The organism is Frankia sp. Cppng1_Ct_nod, from assembly GCF_920656135.1.
GTDB classification, from domain to species: domain Bacteria; phylum Actinomycetota; class Actinomycetes; order Frankiales; family Frankiaceae; genus Protofrankia; species Protofrankia meridionalis.
On record NZ_CAKKTK010000011.1, the window covers coordinates 62,044 to 84,287 of the forward strand.

Genomic DNA, 22,244 nt, shown 5'->3' on the forward strand with positions numbered 1-22,244 from the left:
GGATATCTTTGGATCAGGAGGTGTGCATGCCCGCGATGCACCACCCGGCTTCTGTCTCCATCCCACCGGCACTTGCAGACTCGGTCGGTTACCTGCTGAGGCTCGCCCACGAGTGGGCAGAGCAATGCGCGCTTGTCATGCTGCCGCCCGGGCAGCATCCACGTGACTACGCGGTCCTCACCACCCTTGAACACCGCACAGCCACGTCCCAGCAGAACCTTGCCGAACGCCTGGCCGTGAACCGCACCATCATGGTCAAGCTTGTCGACCGGCTGGAGGCGGCGGGTCTGGTGGCCCGCCGCCGCAACCCGACCGACCGGCGCAGCTACCAGCTCGTCCTCACCGAACTCGGCGCCGAGCAACTCCACGGGATGCGACCCGCGATCGACAGGGGCGATCAGCGGGCCACCGGGCACCTGACGCCCGGCCAGCGCGGGCGCCTCGCCGAACTGCTCCGCCGGCTGCTCTACGGCAACGACCGTGTTCCGGACCTGCCGGCCGAGCTGACGGCACGGACCGGATTCCTCCTCGCGAGCGCACACCTTCGGGCGCGCGAACTCGCCCACACCGTCCTCATACCGGTAGGGATCACCCCGCGCCACTACGGCGCAATGGCACTACTGGCTGCGGGCCAGCCATGCACCCAACAGCAGGTCGCCGAACAGTTGCACGTGAGCGCCACCGCCGTCGTCCAGCTCGTCGACGATCTGGAGGAACACCGGCTGGTCGAACGCCGACCCAGCCGAACCGACCGCCGGCGCAATGATCTCCGGCTCACCGACTCCGGCCGGGACGTCCTCTCCCACGCACGTGCCGCGCTGGACCTGCTGGCCACCGAGCTGACAGCACCGCTCGACCCGAGCAGCAGCGCGGAGCTGAACATCCTCCTGCGGGCACTGCTCGGGTACCCGGCCGCGATGGCGATGGGCAGCGGTCACAGGGTCGGGGCGAGTTCCACCATCCGTTCCACATCATTTCGGTAGGACGACAGGCAGGGCATGGAAACATCGAGCCGCTCGCCGACACGGACAAGATCGTCATAGATCTCGTAGAGATCCACGGGGGCGTACCGGCCGTAATTGTTCATGACCCGCTGGGGCAGCTCCGCGCGGAGCATGACCCGTACCGCCGGAGCCACTGTCGACGGTGGGAGCAGGAACGGCCGGGCATTCTGCGCGAACCGCATGTCGGCGCCCCGGGCCGCGCATATCTGCATTGCCTCGCGCCCGGCGTGCAAAGCGTCATAAACAGCCCGGTTGCTGCGCGTGAACGAGGCGAAGCCGCGGGCCCGGGCAGCACCGCAAATCCACGCCGTGGTGGCCGCGAAATGCACCCACAACCAGTGTTCCATATCAGGCTGGATCTCCGGTCGGAAGCCAGCCTCGGCGAAGAGCGCGGTGAGACGTCCCAGGTTCTGTTCCGCGGTATCCGTCACCTCGCCCCGCAAAGGATTCCCGGACAGGCTCGACCCGAGCATGATTCCGCCTTCGAGCGCGCCGTCCAACACATTGTCGATGATGCTGCCGCCGGCCCGCGGGGCACCCAGCACGTACTGATCCTTGCGCAGGCAGGCGTCGATGAAGTCCAGGCCACGCCAGTTGTGGTTCAGGAACAGCACCGTGGCCGGACCGAGATTGTGCGCCAGTGCGGGCAGTATGTCGGGCGTCTGGGTGTGCCGGACCGCGAGGACGACCAGCTCGACGCCGTCCGACGGACGCAGCTCGGTGACGACACGGGGACGGAACCGCTCGGCGACATCCCGGCGTCGTCTCCCCCGGAGATCGAGAATTTGCAGGTCGATACCGTCGGACCAGCGGGTTACCTGTTCCGGGCGGACGAGCACGCTGATGTCATGCCCGGCCCTCGACAGCGCCCAGGCATGCAGCGTACCGATGACTCCGCCACCGAAGACCAGAATACGCATGCCATCCAGTATCCGACCGGAGCGGGACGTTCGTCAGGGTCGATGGCCTACGGAAATCCGGCACAAGTACCCGGCCGTGGACGGCCTTCTGCATCCGGGGAAAAGACCGTTCGGTAACCCTGGAAATCCTTTCGTGCTCCCTGGCCCAGAATTCTACGCCACCTGATCCGGGAACAGCCGGCGCTAACCAGCCCATAACCGGAAACGGTTCGACGGAGACGGAGACGAAGACGGCGGCCGGGCATCCGTGCCAGGTGATCGAGATGTTCTACGCCGGGGTTCCTCGGCGGCGGCGGGCGTGGCGACCGCTGTCGAGGGGGGCCTGCCCGGAACCACGAGTACGCGGCCCTGGCTGTGGATGCGCCGGCTGTGGATGCGCGGTGGGCGGGCGGGCGGTGGCCGAGGCCCCGGTCTGCGTGTCCCACCCGCGGTGCGGACGGCGGCGATGATGCGGCGCGACCGCGGTCAGGGCGACCGAGGGGTCGATGAAACGGCCCGTCGCCTCGTCCAGGACCCAGGTGTAGGCGGCGGAGATGTCGAAGTAGAGGCCCACGAGCTCGAGGGGGCCGCGCTCCAGCGCGCGGCGCACCGCAGGATGGCCGCGCAGGTGCTCCAACTGCTGGACGACGTTCGCCCGACCCAGCTGTTCCAGGGGCGACAGTGACTCCGTGCCCGGCAGCGGCATACGTGACAGCGCCCCGCGGGCATGGGTCAGCCAACCCTCCAGCGCCGAATCCGGATCCCGGTCGGCGTCGCCGGAAAGCAGCGCCTGCATGGCACCGCACCCGGAGTGCCCGCACACCACGATCGAGGGAACCCGCAGGACGTCGACGGCGTAGTCGAGCGCCGCCGTCACCGACAGATCGCCATCCCACCCCTGGGCGACCGATCCGCCGTCCCGACCGAGCGGGACGAGGTTACCGACGTTACGCACGGTAAAAAGGTCGCCAGGACCGCTACTGGTGATGATGTTCGGTACGACACGGGAGTCCGCACAGGTGAGGAACAGCGCGCTGGGACGCTGGCCCTCGGCGAGGTTCCCGAGAGTCGGACGCAGCAACGAAGCGGCCCGGCGGTGGAACTCGTCCACCCCCACCAGCATCGTGCCGACGGGATGCACATGACCGTCGGCGGCATCCGCCGGCTCCGGCCCTTGCGCGCCGAGGTCACCCGCCGTCCCGGGCGCTTTCGCGCGGTGCGCGTCCCCATGGGACGCGGCCAGCTCCTGCCATTGCGACCAGGGTGCGAACCAGCGGGGCAGGTGCGGGAGGACGGTCCGGCGCCGGTGGGCCTGGCCGTCACGAGACGGCCGGAACCAGGCATGACCGATCTCATCGACGGTCACGTGCCCGCCGGCCCGCTCGTGCGCGGCGCACCAGGCGTGCAGATGGTCGAAGGCCGCGTGGTCGAGGTAGTCCACCACCAGCTCGATCGACACCGAAGCCCCGGTGGGAACCCGGCCGAGGACCCGGGCGAGGCGGGGCAGGGACAGAAAGCTCAGGGTTCCCTCGACGTCCACCCGCCACGTCTCCCCCGACCGGATGAGATGGATGTTCGACCACAGGACCCGGCGCCCGACCAGCCCCAGCGCGGTGGCCATCCCGAGCACGACCCCTTGGAGCAGGTCGAGGGTGACGACACCGACAAGCGTGACGACGTACACGGGTAGCTCTCCGTGCCGCCGCACATGGCGGAGGTGTGCGACGTCCACCAGCCGGACCCCGACGACCACCAGCAGCCCGGCAAGGGCGGACAGGGGAATCCACTCGACCACACCGCCGAGGAGCACGGCGAACAGCAGCACCCACACGCCATGCAGGACCGCGGAGGCACGGGTTCTCGCCCCGGCGGCGACGTTGGTGGAACCGCGCACGATCACACCTGTCACGGGCAGTCCGCCGGCCAGGCCGGACAGGACGTTGGCTGCCCCCTGCCCGAGAAGTTCCCGGTCGAGACCGACCCGGCCCGCCCCCCGGCCATGCGCGGCGGCCAGCTTCTCCACCGCCACCGCCGACAGGAGCGACTCGACGCTCGCGACGATCGCGATCGTCAGGACGCCGATCACGATCCCGGACCAGTCCCGATCGGGGAAGACCGGCAGCGCCACCGAGCCGAGGATCGATCCGGGCAGGTCCACCCGGGGCAGGTCGAGGTGGACGGCCGCGGCGAGTGTGGTCCCGACGGCTATCGCGGCCAGCGGCGCGGGGATCACCCGCAGCCCGCTCGGCAGCCTTCTGACCAGCTGGGGCCACAGCAGGATGACGACGATCGTCACGGTGCCGATCAGAGCCGCGCCGTTGTGACTGTGGACGATCCGTCCGGGCAGCGCCGCGATGTTGTCGATGGCATGGCTGCTCGGCTCGCCGCCGAGGATGACGTGCAACTGGCCGAAGACGATGGTGAGCCCGATCCCGCCGAGCATGCCGTGCACGATCGCGGGCGACACGGCGAGCGCGGCGCGGGCCACCCGGCTGACGCCGAACAGGATCTGTACCAGCCCGGCGGCCGCGGTCACCGCGCAGGTGACCCGCCATCCGTAGGTGGCGATGAGGCCCGCGACGACCACCGTGAGCCCGGCCGCCGGCCCGCTGACCTGAAGGGCCGCACCTCCCAGTGCCCCCGCGACGATCCCGCCGATCACGGCGGAGATGAGGCCGGCGGCCACCGGGGCGCCGGTGGCGACCGCGATGCCGAGTGACAACGGCATCGCGACCAGGAACACCACCAGCGACGCGGTCAGATCGGGCCGCAACGCGGCGATCCGGCGCCTGCGGGCTCGGTGCTGGGCAGCACCGTCCGATGACACCGGCGGCGAGTGGCTGTGCTGCGCCAACGACGGCGATTGTGACTGTGACTGTGACTGTGACGACGCTGACTGTGATGGTGTGGGGACGGCCACGCCACCCTCCTCGAGGTCTGATCGGCATCGGACAGGATGTCGCGATGAAGATCGCCCCGAGGGCGCCGCATGGTGATGACGACGACCGTGCCGGTCTCAAGGGCCGACCAGTGGGCGCCCCCGCCCGCATCCGACCGCCAGTCCGAGTCCTGTTACCTGCAGGTTGATGTTGCCTGTAGATACGGGTGAACCACCCTGATCAACGAAGGAGACTCGGCGCGGGTTGCCGGATGTGATTCTTTACGTCAATGGACGAAACGCCGTTGCGGGCGGCGGGCCGTCAGGCAGCCGCCGCCCGTTGCGCGACGGACCGCCCCACCGCCGCGAGCGCGTCCGCGATCGCGGCCGGGTTGCTGCCACCGCCCTGGGCGAGATCGTCCTTGCCTCCGCCACCACCACCGAGGATCTTCGCGGCGACCCGGACGAGATCCCCTGCCTTGATCCCACGCTCGCGCGCCGGGCCGCTGGTACCGACCACGAGGACCGGCCGGCCGCCGACCGCCGCCGCGACCGCGACGACCGCCGGGCGGTCCGCGGGAATCCGGCCCCGAATGTCTAGGACCAGCCTGCGCAGATCGTCCGCTGACGTGTCGTCGGGTGCCTGGTGGGCCACCAGCGCCGTCCCGCCGACGTCCTCGGCCGCCCGAGCGAGATCACCGGCCACGGCCAGGACCTCCGCGGCCCGCAGCTTCTCCAGTTCCTTCTCAACCTCGCGCAGGCGTGCGAGTACCTGGGACAGCCGCTCGGGGACGTCCGCCCGGGGAGCCTTGAGCACGTCGGTGATCTGCGAGACGAGCACGGCCTCCCGGGCCAGGTAGCGGTAGGCGTCGAGGCCGACGAGGGCCTCCACCCGCCGTACTCCGGCTCCGACCGACGACTCGCCGAGCAGCTTCACCAGGCCCAGCTCCCCGGAGCGGCGGACGTGCGTGCCACCGCACAGCTCCCGGGAGTAGTCACCGATCGAGACGACCCGCACCCGGTCGCCGTACTTCTCGCCGAACATCGCGATCGCGCCGGTCCGGCGGGCGTCGTCGGCGTTCATGACCTCGGCCTGGACGTCGAGGTCCTCGATCAGCACCTGGTTGATCGTCTCCTCCACATCGGCCAGCACCGACGTCGGGACCGCACCAGCCGAGGAGAAGTCGAAACGGAACCGGCCGGGTGAGTTCTCCGAGCCGGCCTGGGCAGCGGTCGGGCCGAGAGCGTCCCGCAGGGCCTGATGCGTCAGGTGCGTGGCGCTGTGGGACCGGGAGATCGCCCCTCGCCGGGCAAGGTCGATGCGCGCCTCGGCGTCGGCGCCGACGACGACTCCGCCCGAGCGCACCCGACCGCGGTGGACGATCAGGCCGGGCAGCGGCTTCTGCACATCGAAGATCTCGATCTCGGTGCCACTGCCCAGGCGGATCACGCCGGCGTCGGCGAGCTGGCCACCACCCTCGGCGTAGAACGGGGTGCGGTCGAGCACGATCTCGACGTCGTCGCCCTCGCCGGCCTCATGAGCGGGCACGCCGTCGACCAGCAGTCCACGCACCCGGGCTTCCTCGGCGGTGCTGTCGTATCCGGTGAACGCCGAGGGGCCGGCGACATCCAGGACCTCGCGGTATGCCGAGGTGTCCACATGCCCGGTCTTCTTCGCCCGGGCGTCCGCCTTGGCGCGTTGCCGCTGCTCACCCATGAGCCGGCGGAAACCCTCCTCGTCAACGGCGAGACCCTGCTCGGCCGCCATCTCCAGGGTGAGGTCGATCGGGAATCCGTAGGTGTCGTGCAGCTGGAACGCCCGCTCGCCCGCGAGAACGCCGCCGCCGGCCTTCTTCGTCTCGGTCGCCGCCACATCGAAGATCGAAGTTCCGGTGCGCAGCGTCTGCAGGAACGACGCCTCCTCGGCGGTGGCCACCGAGTCGATCCGGGCGAGATCGGTGACCAGCTCGGGATACTGCGTGCCCATCGCGTCGACCGTGGCCGCGACCATCTCGCGCATGGTCGCGTCGTGTGCGCCGAGCAGGCGTATGTTGCGGATCGCCCGGCGCATCATGCGACGCAGCACGTAGCCGCGGCCCTCGTTGCCGGGAAGCACCCCGTCGCCGATGAGCATCACCGAGGTGCGCACGTGGTCGGCGACCACCCGCAGCGACACGTCCGACCGATGGTCGGCGCCGTAGCGGGTGCCGGTCAGTTCAGACGCCCGGTCGAGGATCGTCCGGGATGTGTCTATCTCGTAGAGGTTGTCGACCCCCTGCAGGATGGCGGCGAGCCGCTCAAGTCCCAGGCCGGTGTCGATGTTCTTCGACGGGAGATCGCCGAGGATCGGGTAGTCCTTCTTCGAGGACCCTTCACCCCGGATGTACTGCATGAAGACCAGATTCCAGATCTCCAGGTAGCGTTCGCCGTTCACGGCCGGGCCGCCGGCCACGCCGAAGTCCGGCCCACGATCGTAGTTGATCTCGGAACACGGTCCGCACGGGCCCGGTACACCCATCGACCAGAAGTTGTCCTCCATCCCGAGGCGCTGGATGCGCTCGGCGGGCACCCCGACCTTGGACTGCCAGATGTCGGCCGTCTCGTCGTCGTCGAGGTAGACAGTCACCCACAGCCGGTCCGCATCCAGGCCGTACCCGCCGTCCGTCACCGGCGTGGTGAGCAGTTCCCACGCGAGCGGGATCACGGTCTCCTTGAAGTAGTCGCCGAAGGAGAAGTTCCCGCACATCTGGAAGAAGGAGCCGTGCCGGGTTGTCCGGCCCACCTCTTCGATGTCGGTGGTCCGGACGCACTTCTGGATGCTCGCGGCGCGGGTGAACGGCGGCCGGACCTCGCCGAGGAAGTACGGCTTGAACGGAACCATCCCGGCATTGACCAACAGCAGTGTGGGGTCGTCCGCGATGAGGGAAGCCGACGGCACCACCGTGTGGCCGCGTTCGGCGAAGTAGCGGAGCCAGCGGCTCGCGATCTCAGCGGACTTCATTGCAGCCTTCCTCACCGGCGGACCAACGATCCCCGGCGCGTGCCGCGGATCGCAGAGTAGCGGTGCGCGCGCCGACGACCCATCGTAGCCAGGCGGCGTGGATCTCCGCGACGCAGTTTCGGTCCACAGTCGATCTTCGACCGGACGGGTGCAGGGGTCTGGACCCCACCGGCTCTAGGCCAGCGGTCCGGCGGTCCGGCGGTCCGGCGGCGACGCGCCGCAACCCGAAGAATCACCCCACCGCCGAGCGGCGGAGGCACGGTCACAGTTGCGGTGACCGCGCGCCACGGTACCCCGGTCGCCGCGCTCGCCACCTCCGGACCCTGCGCGAACACCGGAGAGACCGACGTCACGCCCAGCGCCAGCCCACCACCCGGGAGCAGCGCAACTCCGAATGCGCGAAACCTCATGCAATACTCCCCTTGCCGGGATTGCGGGCAAGCCTTCCGATGTTTGACGACGGAAAGTGCATGGCAGGCGCGTCCCGACGCTTCGCGCGCCGATCGTCAGGAACGCTTGTGGCGACGGGAGGCGACCGTCTTCGCGTCGAAGGTCAGTGGTGTCGTCCGGTCGGTCGCCAGATCATCGGCAACCGAGCCGTGGTCAAGGGGCGCGTCCCTACCGGTGTCCCGGTCCGTGGTGCGACCGGCGACGCGAGCGTGGTCCACGTCGAGAGCGAAATCCGCGGTGATGCTCTCGGAGGTATCGGCATCGTGCAGTTCATGGCCGTGCGGCCTACGCTGGGACGCGATCGCCACCCGTTCGAGATCCCCTCCTGGGTGTGACCCTGCGGGGTAGGACCTCGCCGTGTGCGCCCTGGCAAGATGCCTGGCCTTCGCGGGGCGGGAACCAGAACCGGGTGCAGTGGGCACCCGCTGGTCAATGGCTGCCGTCCGGCGGCGTGACCCGCCCGGTTCCACCCCGGCTCCGAAATGCATCCCGGCAGTTGGAAAGCCGTAGTAGGAGGCGGCGTCACGTCCCTTGACGGGGACCATGTTGAGAACCACTCCCAGTATCCGCGCATCGACCGTTCGTAGCGCTTCAGTGGCCCTGGTCAACTGTTCGCGCCGGGTTCGACCACTGCGGACGACCAGCAGGGCGCCGTCGGTCTGCGTGGCCAGTACAGCGGCGTCGGTGACCGGGAGCAGGGGCGGTGCGTCTATCAGCACCAGGTCGAAGCGGTCGGACAGCTTGCCGAGCAGCTCGCCCATCCCGCGGGACCCGAGCAGTTCGCTGGGGTTGGGCGGCAACGGCCCGCTGGGCAGGACATGCAGCCGACCGGTCTCGTCGCCCCACGGCAGCAGTACGTCGTCGAGATCTGCAGTACCGATCAGTACGGATGTCAGACCAGCGGCCGTCTCGATCCCGAGATAGTTCCCGAAGGAAGGCCGCCGCAGGTCCGCTTCGACCAGTGCCACCCGGACGCCGGTCTGCGCGAGGGCGATCGCGAGGTTGCAGGTGGTCGTCGTCTTGCCTTCGGCCGACGTCGAACTGGTGACCACGACGGTCCTCGGGGGTTCGTCCACATCGACGAACTGGAGGTTCGTCCGAAGCTGCCGGAACGCCTCGGCACGCGCCGACTGCGCGCCCAGGATGCCGGCCAGGAGCCGGCTGGCACCCGACGAGTCGAAGGCGATCGTGCCCAGGGTGGACAGGCCCGTCGCCGCGGTGACGTCGGTATCGGTCCCGACACTGGTATCGAGCCGGTGTCGCGCCACTGCCGCGGCCGTGCTCACGATCAGGCCCAGGAGCGCGCCCAGCCCGATGGAGCGCGCCGGTTTCGGTGAGACGGGCGCGTCCGGGAGCTTCGCCTTCTCCCACACGTTCACCCGGACCGACGGCACCTTACCCGGAGCCGGCGTCTCGATCTGCGCGACCGCGTCGGAGAACGCCTCACCGACGGCATCCGCGATCATCTGGGCACGTCGCCGGTCCGGGTCGGTGACGACCGCACGCAACAGCACCGTGTCCGGAACGGCCTGGGCCGCTATGTGGCCTCGCAGGCTCCCCGGGGAGTCGTTGAGACCGAGCTTGCCGATGACTGCCGCGGCAACCCGTTCGCTCGCCAGAAGATCAGCATATGACTTCACCCGCTGTTGCGACAGCAGGCCTCCCTGGTACGCCGATGCCGCGGTGTCGGAGCCGTCCGACGAGGAGACCACCATCGTCTCCACCGCGGCATAGATCTTTTTCTCCCGCCAGGTCACGGCTGCCGCTATCAGGCCGCCCAAAATGACACACACCAACAGGAGTGGCCAGCTCCGGCGGAGTGCTCTGACGTAGTCCCGAAGTTCCACCAGCAGATCCAACCCTCCCCGGGAAAGCTCCCGGCTACCATATAACCACGCTGCGCAACCAACATACTTGATTCACGCCTGTACACTTACCATCCGTAGTTACTACGCTGTGGAGTCATGCAGAAGCGGAAGGTTGTTGATTCTCGGAGACTCCCGCGGTGGACGGCCGGCACCCGGCTGTCACCGCTCCACCTGCTGGAACTGCGCAAGCGGGTCGGGCTGCAGATCGGCGCTGACGCGGCGTGCCTGCTGGCCGGGCTGGGCGCGGCCTACGGCGGCCGGTTCGCCCGCTCCCCGCTCGGCGACACCGGGTTCTGGACGATCGCCGTACTCGGGGTCTTCCTGCTGTACTTCACCGGGACGGCTCTGCACCTCTACCTCGGCCGCTACCGGTTCGGTGGCTTCGACGAGGTACGGGCCCTGATCTTCTCCATCGGGCTCACCACACTCGGGATCATCCTCATCGACATCGCCTTCGGCCGGCCCCGGCTGTTGCCCGCAGGTGTTCTCCCACTCGCCGGCGCCAACGCGCTCGTCGGGATGTTCGGCGTCCGCTACCTGTGGCGCCTGGCCCTGGAACGCAGGCGTCGCCAGCACCGGAGCGACGCCGAACCGATCATCGTCTTCGGTGCGGGTGAAGGAGCCGACCGGGTGCTCGCCTCGATGCTGCGCACCCCGGACAGCCCATACCGGCCCGTGGCGCTGCTCGACGACGATCCGCACGCCCAGAACCTGGCCCTCGCCGGTGTCCGCGTGCGGGGCGGGCGCGAGGCCATCGCCACCGTCGCCCAACAGACCGGCGCGCGCACCCTGCTGGTGGCGATCCCGAGCGCCGACGCCGCGCTGCTACGGGAGATCACCGGAGTCGCGGAGGACGCGGGCCTCGCCGTCAAGGTGCTCCCCCGGGTCGTCGACCTCATCGACGGCCGCGTCGACGTGCGTGACATCCGCGACCTCGACCTCACCGACCTGCTGGGACGCCGCCAGATCCAGACCGATGTGGATTCGGTCGCGGGCTACCTCACCGGCAGACGGGTACTGGTCACCGGAGCCGGTGGCTCGATCGGTTCCGAGCTGTGTCAGCAGATCCACCGCTACGGACCCGACAAGCTGATCATGTTGGACCGGGACGAGTCGGCTCTGCGGGCCGTCCAACTGTCCATCCACGGTCGGGCGAGAGCGGATGACGAAGCCGTCGTGCTCTGCGACATCAGAGACGTCGACGCCCTGGGCGCCCTGTTCGACCTGCACCGGCCGCAGGTCGTCTTCCACGCCGCCGCGCTAAAGCACCTGCCCCTGCTGGAACGCTTCCCCGGCGAGTCCGTCAAGACCAATGTCTGGGGCACCCTGGCCGTCCTGGACGCCGCTGTGACCTCGGGTGTCGAACAATTCGTCAACATCTCGACGGACAAGGCCGCGAACCCGACGAGCGTCCTCGGCTATTCCAAGCGGGTCACCGAGCGGCTGACCGCCCAGGTGTCCCGGCACGCGCAGGGGGTGTTCGTCAGCGTGCGGTTCGGCAACGTGCTCGGCAGCCAGGGCTCCGTGCTGAGGGTCTTCGCCAGCCAGCTGGCTGCCGGTGGGCCGCTCACAGTCACACATCCCGATGTCACTCGATACTTCATGACCGTGGAGGAGGCCGTGGAACTCGTCATCCAGGCCGGAGCGTTGGGCGACAACGGCGACGTTCTCGTGCTCGACATGGGCCAGCCGGTGCGGATCGCCGACGTCGCCAGACGGCTCGCGGCCCGCAGCCCACGACCGGTCGACGTGGTCTACACGGGGCTCAGCTCCGGCGAAAAACTGCACGAGGAGCTCTTCGACGACAACGAACACGACATCCGCCGCCACCATCCCCTGATCTCCTACGTGTCCGCGCCACCGGTGGACCGGGCGCAGATCCTCGATCTCGATCCCTGGGGGCACTCCGACACGACCCGCACGGCCCTGCGCCAGCTCGCCCTCTGTGAGGACCTCGGCGTCCAGCCGCAGTTCACACCCGTAGTACCCAGCCAGCCCAGGATGACCGGGACGGCCACCGCGATCGGCAACGACCGCTGACGGGTGCGATGACAGATGCGACGACGGATGCGACGACGGGTGCGACACCATCCCTGCGATGTGACCCGCCGGAACCCGCTATGCCACTGCCGCGACCGACATGACCTTGACGACCGCGTCGGAGGCAGCGGCACCGCTGGACGCCACTGCATGGGTACCGCCGCCTCCCGGTACACCTCGCCGTGACAACCGGTCGAGCACGAGACGCCCTCGGCCCGGACCGCGGCCACGACCCGGTCACGGTTCCAGCCCTCGCGCAGCAGGTCACCGCACACAAACGCATACCAGCGGTAGTAAGCATGGCCGACGTTCGACGGTGGCGGAGTCTCAGCCACAGCGCCGCGACATCCCGCAGGCGCAGGGACACCGGGAGCGCGTTGTCCCTGCGCCGCTCGACCATCTCCGGCAGGGACGGCAATGCCGCCCGGCCGACCGCGCGGCGTCGCTCCGTGCGCCTGCGCACAGTCCTCGATAATCGACAGGCCGTACGGACGGGCAAGATCCCGCAGCCCGTCCACGTCCACGTCCACGTCCACGTCCACGTCCACGTCCACGGGCCAGCCACCGTCAAGGACAAGCCGGGATCCGGGACGCGTCGCGATGCCAATGGCGTCACTCCTCGAAGCATCATTACGCCTTTTAGTAATAGCATGGCGGTCGCTTCCCGCGACGCACCATGAATCCGTCCGCCGAGTCATCCCCATCGCCCACGCCCGGGCTCCCCGGATGTCGGCCAACCGGTTCACGACTTCGACAGACACCCGAATAGCCGAATAGTTATGGTCATCGGGTGGATCGGTGGTTCAACCTCGTCGGCGCCGACAACGTCCGGGACCTTGGCGGGCTTCCCACCACCGACGGCAGGTCGACCCGATCGGGACGACTGCTGCGTAGCGACACCGTCCAGGAACTCACCAGCGACGACGTTGTCACGTTACGCGATTACTACGGACTGCGCACCATTCTTGATCTTCGAGCGAAAGTCGAGATCGCGAGGGAGGGCCGCGGCCCACTCGCACACGAGAAGATCGCCTACCACCATCTGTCGTTCATCCCGGGCGAGTTCGTGATGCCCGACGACCCGCGATTTCCCCTGATCATCGCCGATCTCTCATCACAGGACCGGGCTGAGCACTACCTCGACTACCTGCGGCTGGCACCCGAAGCCGTCGCCGGTGCGCTGAGACTACTCGCACGGCCCGGCTCGCTGCCGGCGCTCTTCCACTGCGCCGCAGGCAAGGACCGCACGGGCGTGCTCGCCGCCCTGCTGCTCGACATCGCCGGGGTCCACCGGGAGGCGATCGTCGCCGACTACACCGTCACCAACGAACGGATCGACCGGGTGGACCTCCGGCTGGCCAGACGGCCCAGCTACCACCGTCCGGACAATCCCCGCAAGGCGGACCAGTCGAGTTGTCGGCCCGATGTCATGACCCGTTTCCTCGCCGCGGTCGACCACACCTGGGGTGGAGCCGCACAGTGGGCCCGACAGGCGGGTGTGCCGGAAGCCGCGCTCCGGGCGCTGCGTGACAACCTGCTCGACTGAACCCGGCCGACCGTCCGGACCAGCCGACCCGCAGTGCCGACATCGCGTGCCGACATCGCGTGCCGACACGGCGGCACCAGGGAAATCGCGTAGGTCCGCACATGCGGCTATCCGGCCCAGCACAATAAGCGGGTGAGCGCAGCCCGGCCCCACGCGTTACCCGGCGTCACACTGACCCTCACTCTCCTCCTGGCCACGGTGCTCGCCGGATGCGACGGCGCTCCGTCCCGATCGGCGTCGAGAGTCCCGCCGGATCTCGTCCCCCTGTTTCGGGGCGCCGCCACCGCCTACGGTGTGCTCACCGCGGCGCAGCTTGCGGCCCAGGCCCGGGTGGAGAGCAAGTTCAATCGCGAAGCGGTATCCCCTGCCGGAGCCCAGGGCCTCATGCAGTTCCTTCCCGAGACCTGGAGGCAGTTCGGCGTTGACGGCAACGCTGACGGCCGGACCGACCCGCTGGATCCCGCGGACGCCATCCCCTCCGCCGCACGTTACGACGCCCATCTGGCGAAGCTCGTCCAGGAACTGCCCGGTGACCGCCTGTCGCTGATCCTTGCCGCGTACAACGCCGGGCCGCAGGCAGTCCGCGACGCCCACGGAGTTCCCGCCTTCAGCGAGACGCGGGCGTATGTCGCGAACGTTCACAGTTGGGCCAGCCGATTCAACAGGCAGCTCTGACAGGCGGCTCCGACCGGTATGACCGCGGGCCGACGATGCCGGCATTTCTACCGGGTGGACTCCGACGACTGCGGCATGCTGACATCCCTATCGTCAAGAGGGACCTACCCTCACGAAGGGCCTACCGCCATGAAGGACCTACCGCCATGAAGGACGAGGATCCGAACCACCGGGCAGGCCATGACCGGGCGAGTCCGACGGGGGAGTATCTCCTGGATCTTCGTGATATCGGCGTCAGCGAGAATCCGCCCGACGCGCCCCGGGCGCACACGACCCGTTCGACTCATTCGATCTTACGGAGCAGACATGTTCGACGGTGGTGAACGGCGTTTCCGAACCGGCCCGGCGGCCGGAGCGTCCACCCCGGACATCCGGTGACACGGCCAATGGCCGGTAGCGAGGCTCTGCCCGCCATGGGGCCGACCGCGAATCCGACCGCGAATCCGACCGCGAGTCCGGCCGCCGACTCCCCCACGGCACAGGGCATGGACCCGACGGCAGCCGAGGAGGTCATCCGCCGGATCGAACGTTCGAGTGGGATGCTCGCCGGCCGGGCGGTGACGCGCATGCACGACGTGCTCCCGTGGTTCGCGAGCATGTCGGCCCGGCACCGGGCCGACATCCAGCTGGTGGTGCAGGCCGGGATCTCCTCGTTCGTGGAATGGTGCCGGCGTCCTGAGCACGCCCGGGAACTGTCCGGGGACGTGTTCAAAGTGGCCCCCCGCGATCTCGTTCGGGCAGTCACCTTCCGGCGCCTGGTCGACCTGGTCCGAGTCGCCGTTGAGGCGGTCGAGGCGGAGGTGTCCTCCCTCGCCGGCCCCGACCACGAACAGCGGCTGCTTGCCGACGTGCTGCGCTACTCCCGCGACATCGCCTTCGCCGGGGCCGTCGTCTACGCCCGCGCCGCCGAGGAACGGGGCGCGTGGGACGCCCGCCTCGAAGCGCTCGTCGTCGACCACGTCGTGCGCGGCGAGGTCGAGCGGGCCCTGCCGTCGCGGGCCGCGGCGCTCGGGTGGCGCAACCCACCCATGGTCGCGGTGATCGTCGGGGACACCCCGGACCACTCCCCCGAGGTGGTCGTCGACCAGGTCCACCGCCTCGGGCGCGGGGCCGGGCTGGAGGTGCTCACCGGCGTCCACCACGACCGACTGGTCGTGATCGTCGGGGGGGACTTCGGGGGTGCTCAGGCGTCACGGTCGATCAGGCCCGGCCTCGACCAGGGCGAGCGAGCCCTGCTCGACGCGGCCGAGGCCCTGCTGCCCGCCTGCGGACCCGGCCCGGTCGTCGTCGGCCCGATCGCGTCCGACCTGGCCGCGGCGGCGTCCTCGGCGCACGCGGCGCTGGCCGCCGCCGACGTCGTCGCGGCATGGCCGGCGGCTCCACGACCGGTGACGGCGCAGGCGCTCCTGCCTGAGCGGGCACTCGCCGGCGACACCGGGGCACGTCGGGCGCTGGTCGAGAACGTCTACGTCCCCCTGCGCGAAGCCGGTGCGCCCCTGCTGGCGACGGCCGGGGCCTATCTCGACTTCGGTGCTTCCCTGGAGGCGACGGCACGCGCCCTCTACCTGCATCCCAACACGGTCCGTTACCGCCTTCGCAAGGCCGCGGATGCGTGCGGGCTCGACCCGACAGACCATCGTGAACGGTTCACCCTGCACGTAGCGCTCATCCTGGGCAGGCTCGCGACCGTCTGATCGCCCGAGTGAAGGCCCGAACGGTCACCGGACACGCCTGCCACGGCCACTCGCGCAGGATGCGTTGCCGCTGCTTGTCGCCCGTGTCACAGAATTCCGGTCCAGTACGAAGACGTGGAATAAAGATCTAGTAAGACCGAATCATTTTGTAGGTATCCCACAAGGAGGTGACGCCACAACGGTGAGCGCCCGCCAGCGACAGCCACCGGTCGGAAAGGGTTAGGTAGTCCGGTGCTCGCTATCCTCGCGCCAGGTCAAGGTGCCCAGACTCCAGGTCAGCTCCGGCCCTGGCTTGAGATCGCCGGGGTTGAGGCCCGCCTGCGATGGTGGTCGGCCGCGGTTGGAATCGACCTTGTCGACGCCGGCTGCAACGCGTCCACTGACACGATCCGCGACACGGCCATCGCTCAGCCGCTGATCGTCGCGACGGGTCTCATCGCCGCCGAACAGCTTTCCCTGAGCAGTTCAGGGAACTTTCTTGTCGCCGGCCACAGTGTGGGTGAGATCACAGCTTCTGTTCTCGCCGGCACCCTGGACGCCGAAAGCGCGCTGGTATTCGTCGGGCTGCGAGGACGCGCCATGGCGGAAGCCTCGGCGGGTACCGTCACCGGCATGACCGTGGTCCTCGGCGGCGAGCCGGACGCGGTCACCGACCACCTCGAGCAACTCGGGCTGACCGCCGCGAACCGCAATGGCGCCGGGCAGATCGTCGCGGCCGGTTCGGCCGAGGCGCTGGCCCGCCTCGCCGACGACCCGCCGGCGCGTACCAAGCTGCGGCCGCTGTCGGTTGCAGGCGCCTTCCACACCCACTTCATGGAGCCCGCCCGCGAGCGCCTCGCGGACATCGCCCCGGGCCTGCGGCCACGGACTCCGGCCCTACCGCAGCTGTCCAACGCGGACGGCTCCATCATCCGGACCGGGCCGGAACTGGTTCATCGCCTCGTCGCGCAGGTGGCCGCCCCGGTCCGGTGGGACCTGTGCATGGCTCGGATGCGCGATCTCGGGGTGACCGCCGTTGTGGAGCTCCCGCCGGCCGGCACGCTGGCGGGGATAGCCAAAAGGGAGTTCAAAGGCATGAAGATCCTCACGGTGAAGACCCCTGACGACCTGCCCTCAGCCCGGGCACTCGTCGCCGAGTACACCGGCTCGACCACCGCCACCAACCGGAGTGATACCGGCGACCAGGGTGATATCGAGGTCGGACGGCAACGCACCGGTCTCATCGGAGTGACCCGATGACAGGTGCCCGGATAATGGGGTTGGGGACCTACCGTCCCGCCCGCGTGGTCACCAACGACGACCTTGCGAAGCGCGTCGCGACATCCGACGAGTGGGTCCGCTCACGGACCGGTATCGCCACCCGCCGCATCGCGGACGCCGACGAGACCATCGTCGCGATGGGAACCACCGCCGCGGGCAAGGCACTGGCCGCGGCCGGGATCGACGCCGCCGACATCGACATGGTGCTGCTCGCGACCTGCACGAACCCATCCCAGATACCGGGATCGGGACCGCAGATCGCCCACCGGCTCGGTGCCGACAACGCCGGTGCGTTCGACATCAACGCAGGCTGTGCCGGATTTTCCTATGCCCTGTCGATGGCCTCCGACATGGTTCGGGCCGAAAGCGCCAGGCATGTGCTGGTCGTCGCGGCCGAGCGGCTGTCGGACTACACCGACTGGGACGACCGGTCGACCTGCATCCTGCTTGCCGACGGAGCCGGTGCCGCGGTTGTCGGACCTGCCGCCACCCGGGAGATCGGACCCGCGGTGTGGGGCCACGACGGCGGGAAGTCCGACGCCATCCGCATTCCGGGGTACGGTGACAACCTGTTCCGGATGGAAGGCCAGACCGTGTTCCGCTGGGCTATCGCCTTGACTCCGACGGTTCGGCGCGCCTGCGAACTCGCCGGCGTCACGCCATCCGAACTCGCCGCTGTCGTCCCACACCAGGCCAATCTCCGGATAATCGATGCGCTGGTGGCCGGTATCGGCGCGACGAACGCTATTGTCGCCCGAGACGTGGTGGATTCCGGAAACACCTCGGCCGCCAGTATCCCGCTCGCGTTCAGCCGGATACTGGACGGCGGCGAACTGCGACCGGGTGACCCCGTCCTGCTGTTCGGGTTCGGCGCGGGTCTGACCTATTGCGGCCAGGTCGTCCGCTGCCCGTAGAATCCACCGCACAAAGCCCATACCATGGGACCCACACCATGAGACCTCAACAGAGAACCACATACAAGGAGGAACACATGTCGCAGTCCGACATTCTGGAAGGCCTCGCCGCGATTCTCGAGGAGGTCGCCGGTGTCGACCCGGCCGACGTGACCGTGGACAAGACCTTCATCGACGACCTCGACGTGGACTCGCTGTCCATGGTCGAGGTCGTGGTCGCGGCCGAGGAGAAGTTCAGCGTCAAGATCCCCGACGAGGACGTCAAGAGCCTCAAGACCGTCGGTGACGCGGTCTCCTACATCCAGCGGGCGGGTGTCGCGGCGTGACCGAGACCCCCAGGCAGGTTGTGGTCACCGGCCTCGGGGCAACCACTCCTCTCGGCGGCGACGTTGCGTCCACATGGGAGGGGCTGCTCACGGGCCGCTCCGGCGTCCGCCGCCTCACCGAGGACTGGGTCGAGCAGCTGCCGGTGCACATCGCCGCGCCCGTGGCAGTGGAACCCCCGCTGGGCAGGGTGGAGGCACGAACCCTCGACCGGGTGCAACAGCTCGCCCTGGTAGCCGCCCGGGAGGCCTGGGCCGACGCCGGGACACCCGAGATCGACCCGGAACGCCTCGCAGCGGTGATCGGCTCCGGCATCGGCGGGGTCCTGACCCTGCTGCACCAGTACGACGTGCTACGCGAACGGGGACCGCGTCGGGTCTCCCCGCATGTCGTACCGATGCTGATGCCCAACGGCCCGGCCGCGACCGTGGGTCTCGCCTTCACCGCCCGCGCGGGGGTGCACGCGCCGGTCAGCGCGTGCGCGTCCGGCGCGGAGGCCATCGCCTACGCCCTGGACATGATCCGGACAGGCCGGGCGGACGTCGCGATCGCCGGTGGCTCCGAGGCGGCGATCCACCCGCTGCCCATTGCCGGGTTCGCCCAGATGCAGGCCCTGTCCAAGCGCAACGACTCGCCACACACGGCATCCCGGCCATTCGACAAGGGACGGGACGGCTTCATCCTGGGAGAAGGCGCCGGGGTACTGGTGCTGGAAGCAGCCGAACACGCCCGGGCCCGCGGCGCGACCGTATACGCCACCCTGGCCGGCGCCGGAACCAGCGCGGACGCCTACCACGTAGCCGCACCCGAGCCGAGCGGTGCCGGTGCGGCCCGGGCCATCCGCGCGGCCCTGCGCTCCGGCGAACTCACCCCGGCCGACGTCATCCATATCAACGCCCATGCCACGTCCACACCCGTCGGGGACGTTGCCGAGGCCCGCGCGCTACGGGCCGCACTCGGGGACGCGATCGACGGCGTGACCGTGACCTCCACCAAGTCGATGACCGGGCACCTGCTGGGCGCGGCCGGGGCGGTCGAAGCGGTGATCTCCGTCCTCGCGTTGCGGGAGCGGACCGTGCCGGCAACCCGCAACCTCGACGCGCTCGACGACGAGATCGATCTCGACGTGGTATCCATCGACAACCGTTCCATTCCCGCCGGCGCGGCCCTGTCGAACTCGTTCGGGTTCGGCGGGCACGACGTCTGCCTCGCCTTCACTCCCTGACAGCTCCAGGCCCCGCGCCTTCGATCGCGAGACCTGAAATCGCCGTGATTTCAGGTCCGACCGGACATCCGACGAGCGCCCTCGTTACTCTCCGGGTGTCGTCCTATTCCACGACCGGTGGGTCCGACCGGTCGAAGGCGGCGCAGTTATCGCTTTTCGCGTCGCTGGAGACCCCAATAATCTCAAGGAGATAAACGGTGAGTCTCTCCACGCTCGAACGCGTTGACCCGCGTATTCCATTCGCCCGGCTGACCCAGTTCTTCGATCCGGGGACATTCGAACCGTTCGCCACGGCGGACGCATCCGGCGTGCTGGCCGGAAAAGGAACCGTCGAGGGCGTTCCGGTGGTTGCCTTCGCAACCGACGCGACCGTCCAGGGCGGGGCGATGGGCCACGACGGTTGTGCGCGGATCGTCCACGCGATCGAGGCTGCGGTACGCCTCGATCACCCGGTGGTGGGGATCTGGCATTCAGGTGGCGCTCGGCTCCAGGAGGGCGTGGCGTCCCTCGACGGAGTCGGCCGGGTGTTCGCCTCGACGGTACGGGCATCCGGACGGATCCCACAGCTGTCCCTGGTGCTGGGTGCCGCGGCGGGTGGCGCGGCGTACGGCCCCGCGCTCACCGACATCGTCATCATGGGTCCGGACGCGAAGATCTTCGTCACCGGGCCGGACGTGGTGCGCTCGGTGACCGGTGAGCAGTGCACCGCCGACAGCCTGGGTGGGCCCGACGTACACGCACGCCGCAGCGGGGTTGTCGCGATCACCTGCGACTCCGATGAGGCTGCCGTCGCGCGTACCCGCCGGCTCTGCGTCCTGCTGGGCGACCAGGGCAAGGTCGGACAGGTCGAAGCCCGCGATCTCGACAGCCTGCTGCCGGAGTCGCCGCGTCGCGCCTACGACGTACGTCCGCTGGTGGCGCGCGTTCTGGACGATGAGGTGATCGAGCTCCACCCCAGATGGGCACCGAACATCGTCACCGCTCTCGGCCGGCTCGGTGGCCGTACGGTCGGTGTGGTCGCCAACAACCCGCTGCGCCGCGGCGGATGCCTTGATGCGACGTCCGCGGAGAAGGCGTCACGTTTCGTGCGGATGTGCGACTCGTTCGGGGTGCCGTTGGTTGTGCTGGTCGACGTCCCCGGGTACCTTCCGGGCGTCGGCCAGGAGTGGGAGGGCGTGGTCAGGCGCGGCGCGAAACTGCTGTACGCGTTCTCGGAATGCACGGTCGCCCGGGTCACGGTCGTCACCCGCAAGGCCTACGGCGGCGCGTATATCGCGATGAACGCCCGCTGCCTCGGTGCGACGGCCGTGTTCGCATGGCCGACCGCCGAGGTGGCGGTGATGGGAGCCGAGGCTGCCGTGGGGATCCTGCACCGGCGGCAGCTGGCGGAGGTCCCGGCCCAGCGTCGTTCGACCGTGCTGGCCGAACTGGCCGCCGAGCACGTGCGTGCGGTCGGCGGGATCGACCGGGCGGTGGAACTCGGCGTGGTGGACGGCGTGGTCACACCTTCGGCCACCCGGGCAGCCATCGCCGATGCCCTGACCCGTGGGCCCGTCGGACGCGGAACCCACGGCAACATCCCCTTGTAGGTCCTGATCCCTCGGTGGGTTCCCCGGCCGCTCCCACGCTGTCTCCCGCGCTGTCGTTCCGGTATCACCGCTGGAACGACGGCGCGGACGCCGCGAGCGCGGCACGTATGACCGCTCCGACCTGTTCGGTCTCCAGCAGGAAGGAGTCGTGTCCGTACTCCGATCGCACCACCGCGACGCCGCTGCCCGCACCGCCGCCGGCGCCCGGCGGACGCACGCCCATGCCGTCCGCGATCTCATGCTGAAGGCGCAGAGGATAGAGCCGGTCGGAGTCGACTCCGGCCACTGTCACCGCGACCGGGCAACCCGCCAGGGCCGCGGCCACACCACCGCGGTTCCGGCCGACGTTCTGGGTCATCATTGCCCGGGTCAGGATCACGTAGGTGCCTGCGTCGAACCGGCGCGCAAGCTTGTCCGCATGGTGTTCGACATAGGACTCGGCCGCGAAACGCCCGTCAGGCTGCACCCTGTCACCGAACCAGGCGGCGAGTTCCTGCTCGCTGCGGTAACTGACCTGCGCCATTCTCCGGGCGAGCCCCATCCCGGCATGGGGGCCGAAGCCCGGCGGCCGGCCGTGGTAGTCACCGCCGTGCCAGCGGGGGTCGGCTGTGATGGCCGCGATCTGGGTCGAATACAGGGCGATCTGCTCGGCGGTCGCGACCGCGTCCGCCGTCCCGTCCGGGGCGACGTCATCCCCTGACCGAGATGTCATCCCTTGGCTGCGCGGAAGCCGGCATCGAGATCAGCGAGGATGTCGTCGATCCCGACGGACAGCCGGATCAGGTCCGGAGTTACTCCACTTGCCGCCTGCTCGGACCCGGTGAGCTGGGAATGGGTGGTGGTCGCCGGGTGGATGATGAGCGAGCGCACGTCCCCG

The 22,244-nt window shown here is 69.2% G+C and carries 16 protein-coding genes and 1 pseudogene; 10 read left to right on the plus strand and 7 right to left on the minus strand.

What is annotated here, in order from left to right; genetic code table 11:
• Window positions 1-26 precede the first annotated feature (26 nt).
• The gene (locus NBW77_RS05720; RefSeq protein ID WP_131747802.1) at window positions 27-983 is read left to right on the plus strand and encodes a MarR family winged helix-turn-helix transcriptional regulator; all 957 of its coding nucleotides are present in this window, start codon (window positions 27-29) and stop codon (window positions 981-983) included.
• Here the strand turns inward: NBW77_RS05720 and NBW77_RS05725 are convergent.
• The 4 genes from NBW77_RS05725 to NBW77_RS05740 form a co-directional block, all read right to left on the minus strand.
• Window positions 935-1,924: a ketopantoate reductase family protein gene (locus NBW77_RS05725; RefSeq protein WP_131747803.1), complete on the minus strand. Its 990-nt coding sequence runs from the start codon at window positions 1,922-1,924 to the stop codon at window positions 935-937. The two genes, NBW77_RS05720 and NBW77_RS05725, sit on opposite strands and share 49 nt — an antisense overlap.
• A gap of 268 nt (window positions 1,925-2,192) precedes the next feature.
• Entirely contained in the window at window positions 2,193-4,757 is a 2,565-nt protein-coding gene (locus NBW77_RS05730; RefSeq protein ID WP_250279367.1) for a SulP family inorganic anion transporter, read from the minus strand.
• 346 nt (window positions 4,758-5,103) lie between these two features.
• Window positions 5,104-7,782, minus strand: a complete 2,679-nt coding sequence (gene alaS / locus NBW77_RS05735; protein WP_250279369.1) for an alanine--tRNA ligase — start codon at window positions 7,780-7,782, stop codon at window positions 5,104-5,106.
• Window positions 7,783-8,288: 506 nt separating this feature from the next.
• Window positions 8,289-10,079 carry a tyrosine-protein kinase domain-containing protein gene (locus tag NBW77_RS05740; RefSeq protein ID WP_131747804.1) on the minus strand — a complete coding sequence of 597 codons (1,791 nt, stop codon included), beginning with the start codon at window positions 10,077-10,079 and terminating at the stop codon, window positions 8,289-8,291.
• A gap of 117 nt (window positions 10,080-10,196) precedes the next feature.
• Between NBW77_RS05740 and NBW77_RS05745 the strand changes: the two genes are divergently transcribed.
• A complete protein-coding gene (locus tag NBW77_RS05745; RefSeq protein WP_131747805.1) occupies window positions 10,197-12,140 on the plus strand; it encodes a nucleoside-diphosphate sugar epimerase/dehydratase in 1,944 nt (647 codons plus the stop codon).
• Between the two features lie 467 nt (window positions 12,141-12,607).
• Here NBW77_RS05745 and NBW77_RS22285 read toward each other — a convergent pair.
• Window positions 12,608-12,844, minus strand: a pseudogene (locus NBW77_RS22285) (hypothetical protein); the annotation flags it as partial.
• Window positions 12,845-12,930: 86 nt separating this feature from the next.
• On the opposite strand from NBW77_RS22285, the gene NBW77_RS05755 reads away from it, so the two are divergent.
• The 8 genes from NBW77_RS05755 to NBW77_RS05790 all read left to right on the plus strand — a co-directional run bounded on the left by NBW77_RS05755 (window position 12,931) and on the right by NBW77_RS05790 (window position 21,367).
• Window positions 12,931-13,686: a tyrosine-protein phosphatase gene (locus tag NBW77_RS05755; RefSeq protein ID WP_131747806.1), complete on the plus strand. Its 756-nt coding sequence runs from the start codon at window positions 12,931-12,933 to the stop codon at window positions 13,684-13,686.
• 132 nt (window positions 13,687-13,818) lie between these two features.
• Window positions 13,819-14,361 (plus strand): lytic transglycosylase domain-containing protein, encoded by a 543-nt coding sequence (locus NBW77_RS05760; RefSeq protein WP_242606009.1) that lies wholly within the window; start codon window positions 13,819-13,821, stop codon window positions 14,359-14,361.
• A 386-nt stretch (window positions 14,362-14,747) separates the two neighbouring features.
• The gene (locus NBW77_RS05765) at window positions 14,748-16,055 is read left to right on the plus strand and encodes a PucR family transcriptional regulator (protein ID WP_502799439.1); all 1,308 of its coding nucleotides are present in this window, start codon (window positions 14,748-14,750) and stop codon (window positions 16,053-16,055) included.
• A 231-nt stretch (window positions 16,056-16,286) separates the two neighbouring features.
• Complete coding sequence (locus NBW77_RS05770) at window positions 16,287-17,294, plus strand: ACP S-malonyltransferase (RefSeq protein ID WP_131747808.1); 1,008 nt, start codon at window positions 16,287-16,289, stop codon at window positions 17,292-17,294.
• Entirely contained in the window at window positions 17,291-18,229 is a 939-nt protein-coding gene (locus NBW77_RS05775) for a beta-ketoacyl-ACP synthase 3 (RefSeq protein ID WP_131747809.1), read from the plus strand. Before NBW77_RS05770 ends, NBW77_RS05775 begins: the two co-directional genes overlap by 4 nt.
• A 77-nt stretch (window positions 18,230-18,306) precedes the next feature.
• Window positions 18,307-18,555, plus strand: coding sequence for an acyl carrier protein (locus NBW77_RS05780; protein WP_131747810.1), 249 nt, complete (start codon window positions 18,307-18,309; stop codon window positions 18,553-18,555).
• Entirely contained in the window at window positions 18,552-19,778 is a 1,227-nt protein-coding gene (fabF, locus tag NBW77_RS05785) for a beta-ketoacyl-ACP synthase II (RefSeq protein WP_131747811.1), read from the plus strand. The genes NBW77_RS05780 and fabF overlap by 4 nt, the downstream gene beginning before the upstream one ends.
• Window positions 19,779-19,975: 197 nt before the next feature.
• Window positions 19,976-21,367: an acyl-CoA carboxylase subunit beta gene (locus NBW77_RS05790; RefSeq protein ID WP_131747813.1), complete on the plus strand. Its 1,392-nt coding sequence runs from the start codon at window positions 19,976-19,978 to the stop codon at window positions 21,365-21,367.
• 64 nt (window positions 21,368-21,431) lie between these two features.
• Here the strand turns inward: NBW77_RS05790 and NBW77_RS05795 are convergent, their stop codons facing one another.
• Window positions 21,432-22,079, minus strand: coding sequence for a homoserine O-acetyltransferase family protein (locus NBW77_RS05795; protein WP_175324764.1), 648 nt, complete (start codon window positions 22,077-22,079; stop codon window positions 21,432-21,434).
• On the minus strand, window positions 22,076-22,244 hold a 169-nt coding region (locus NBW77_RS05800; protein WP_175324765.1), incomplete at its 5' end, for a PLP-dependent transferase. The genes NBW77_RS05800 and NBW77_RS05795, both read right to left, overlap by 4 nt.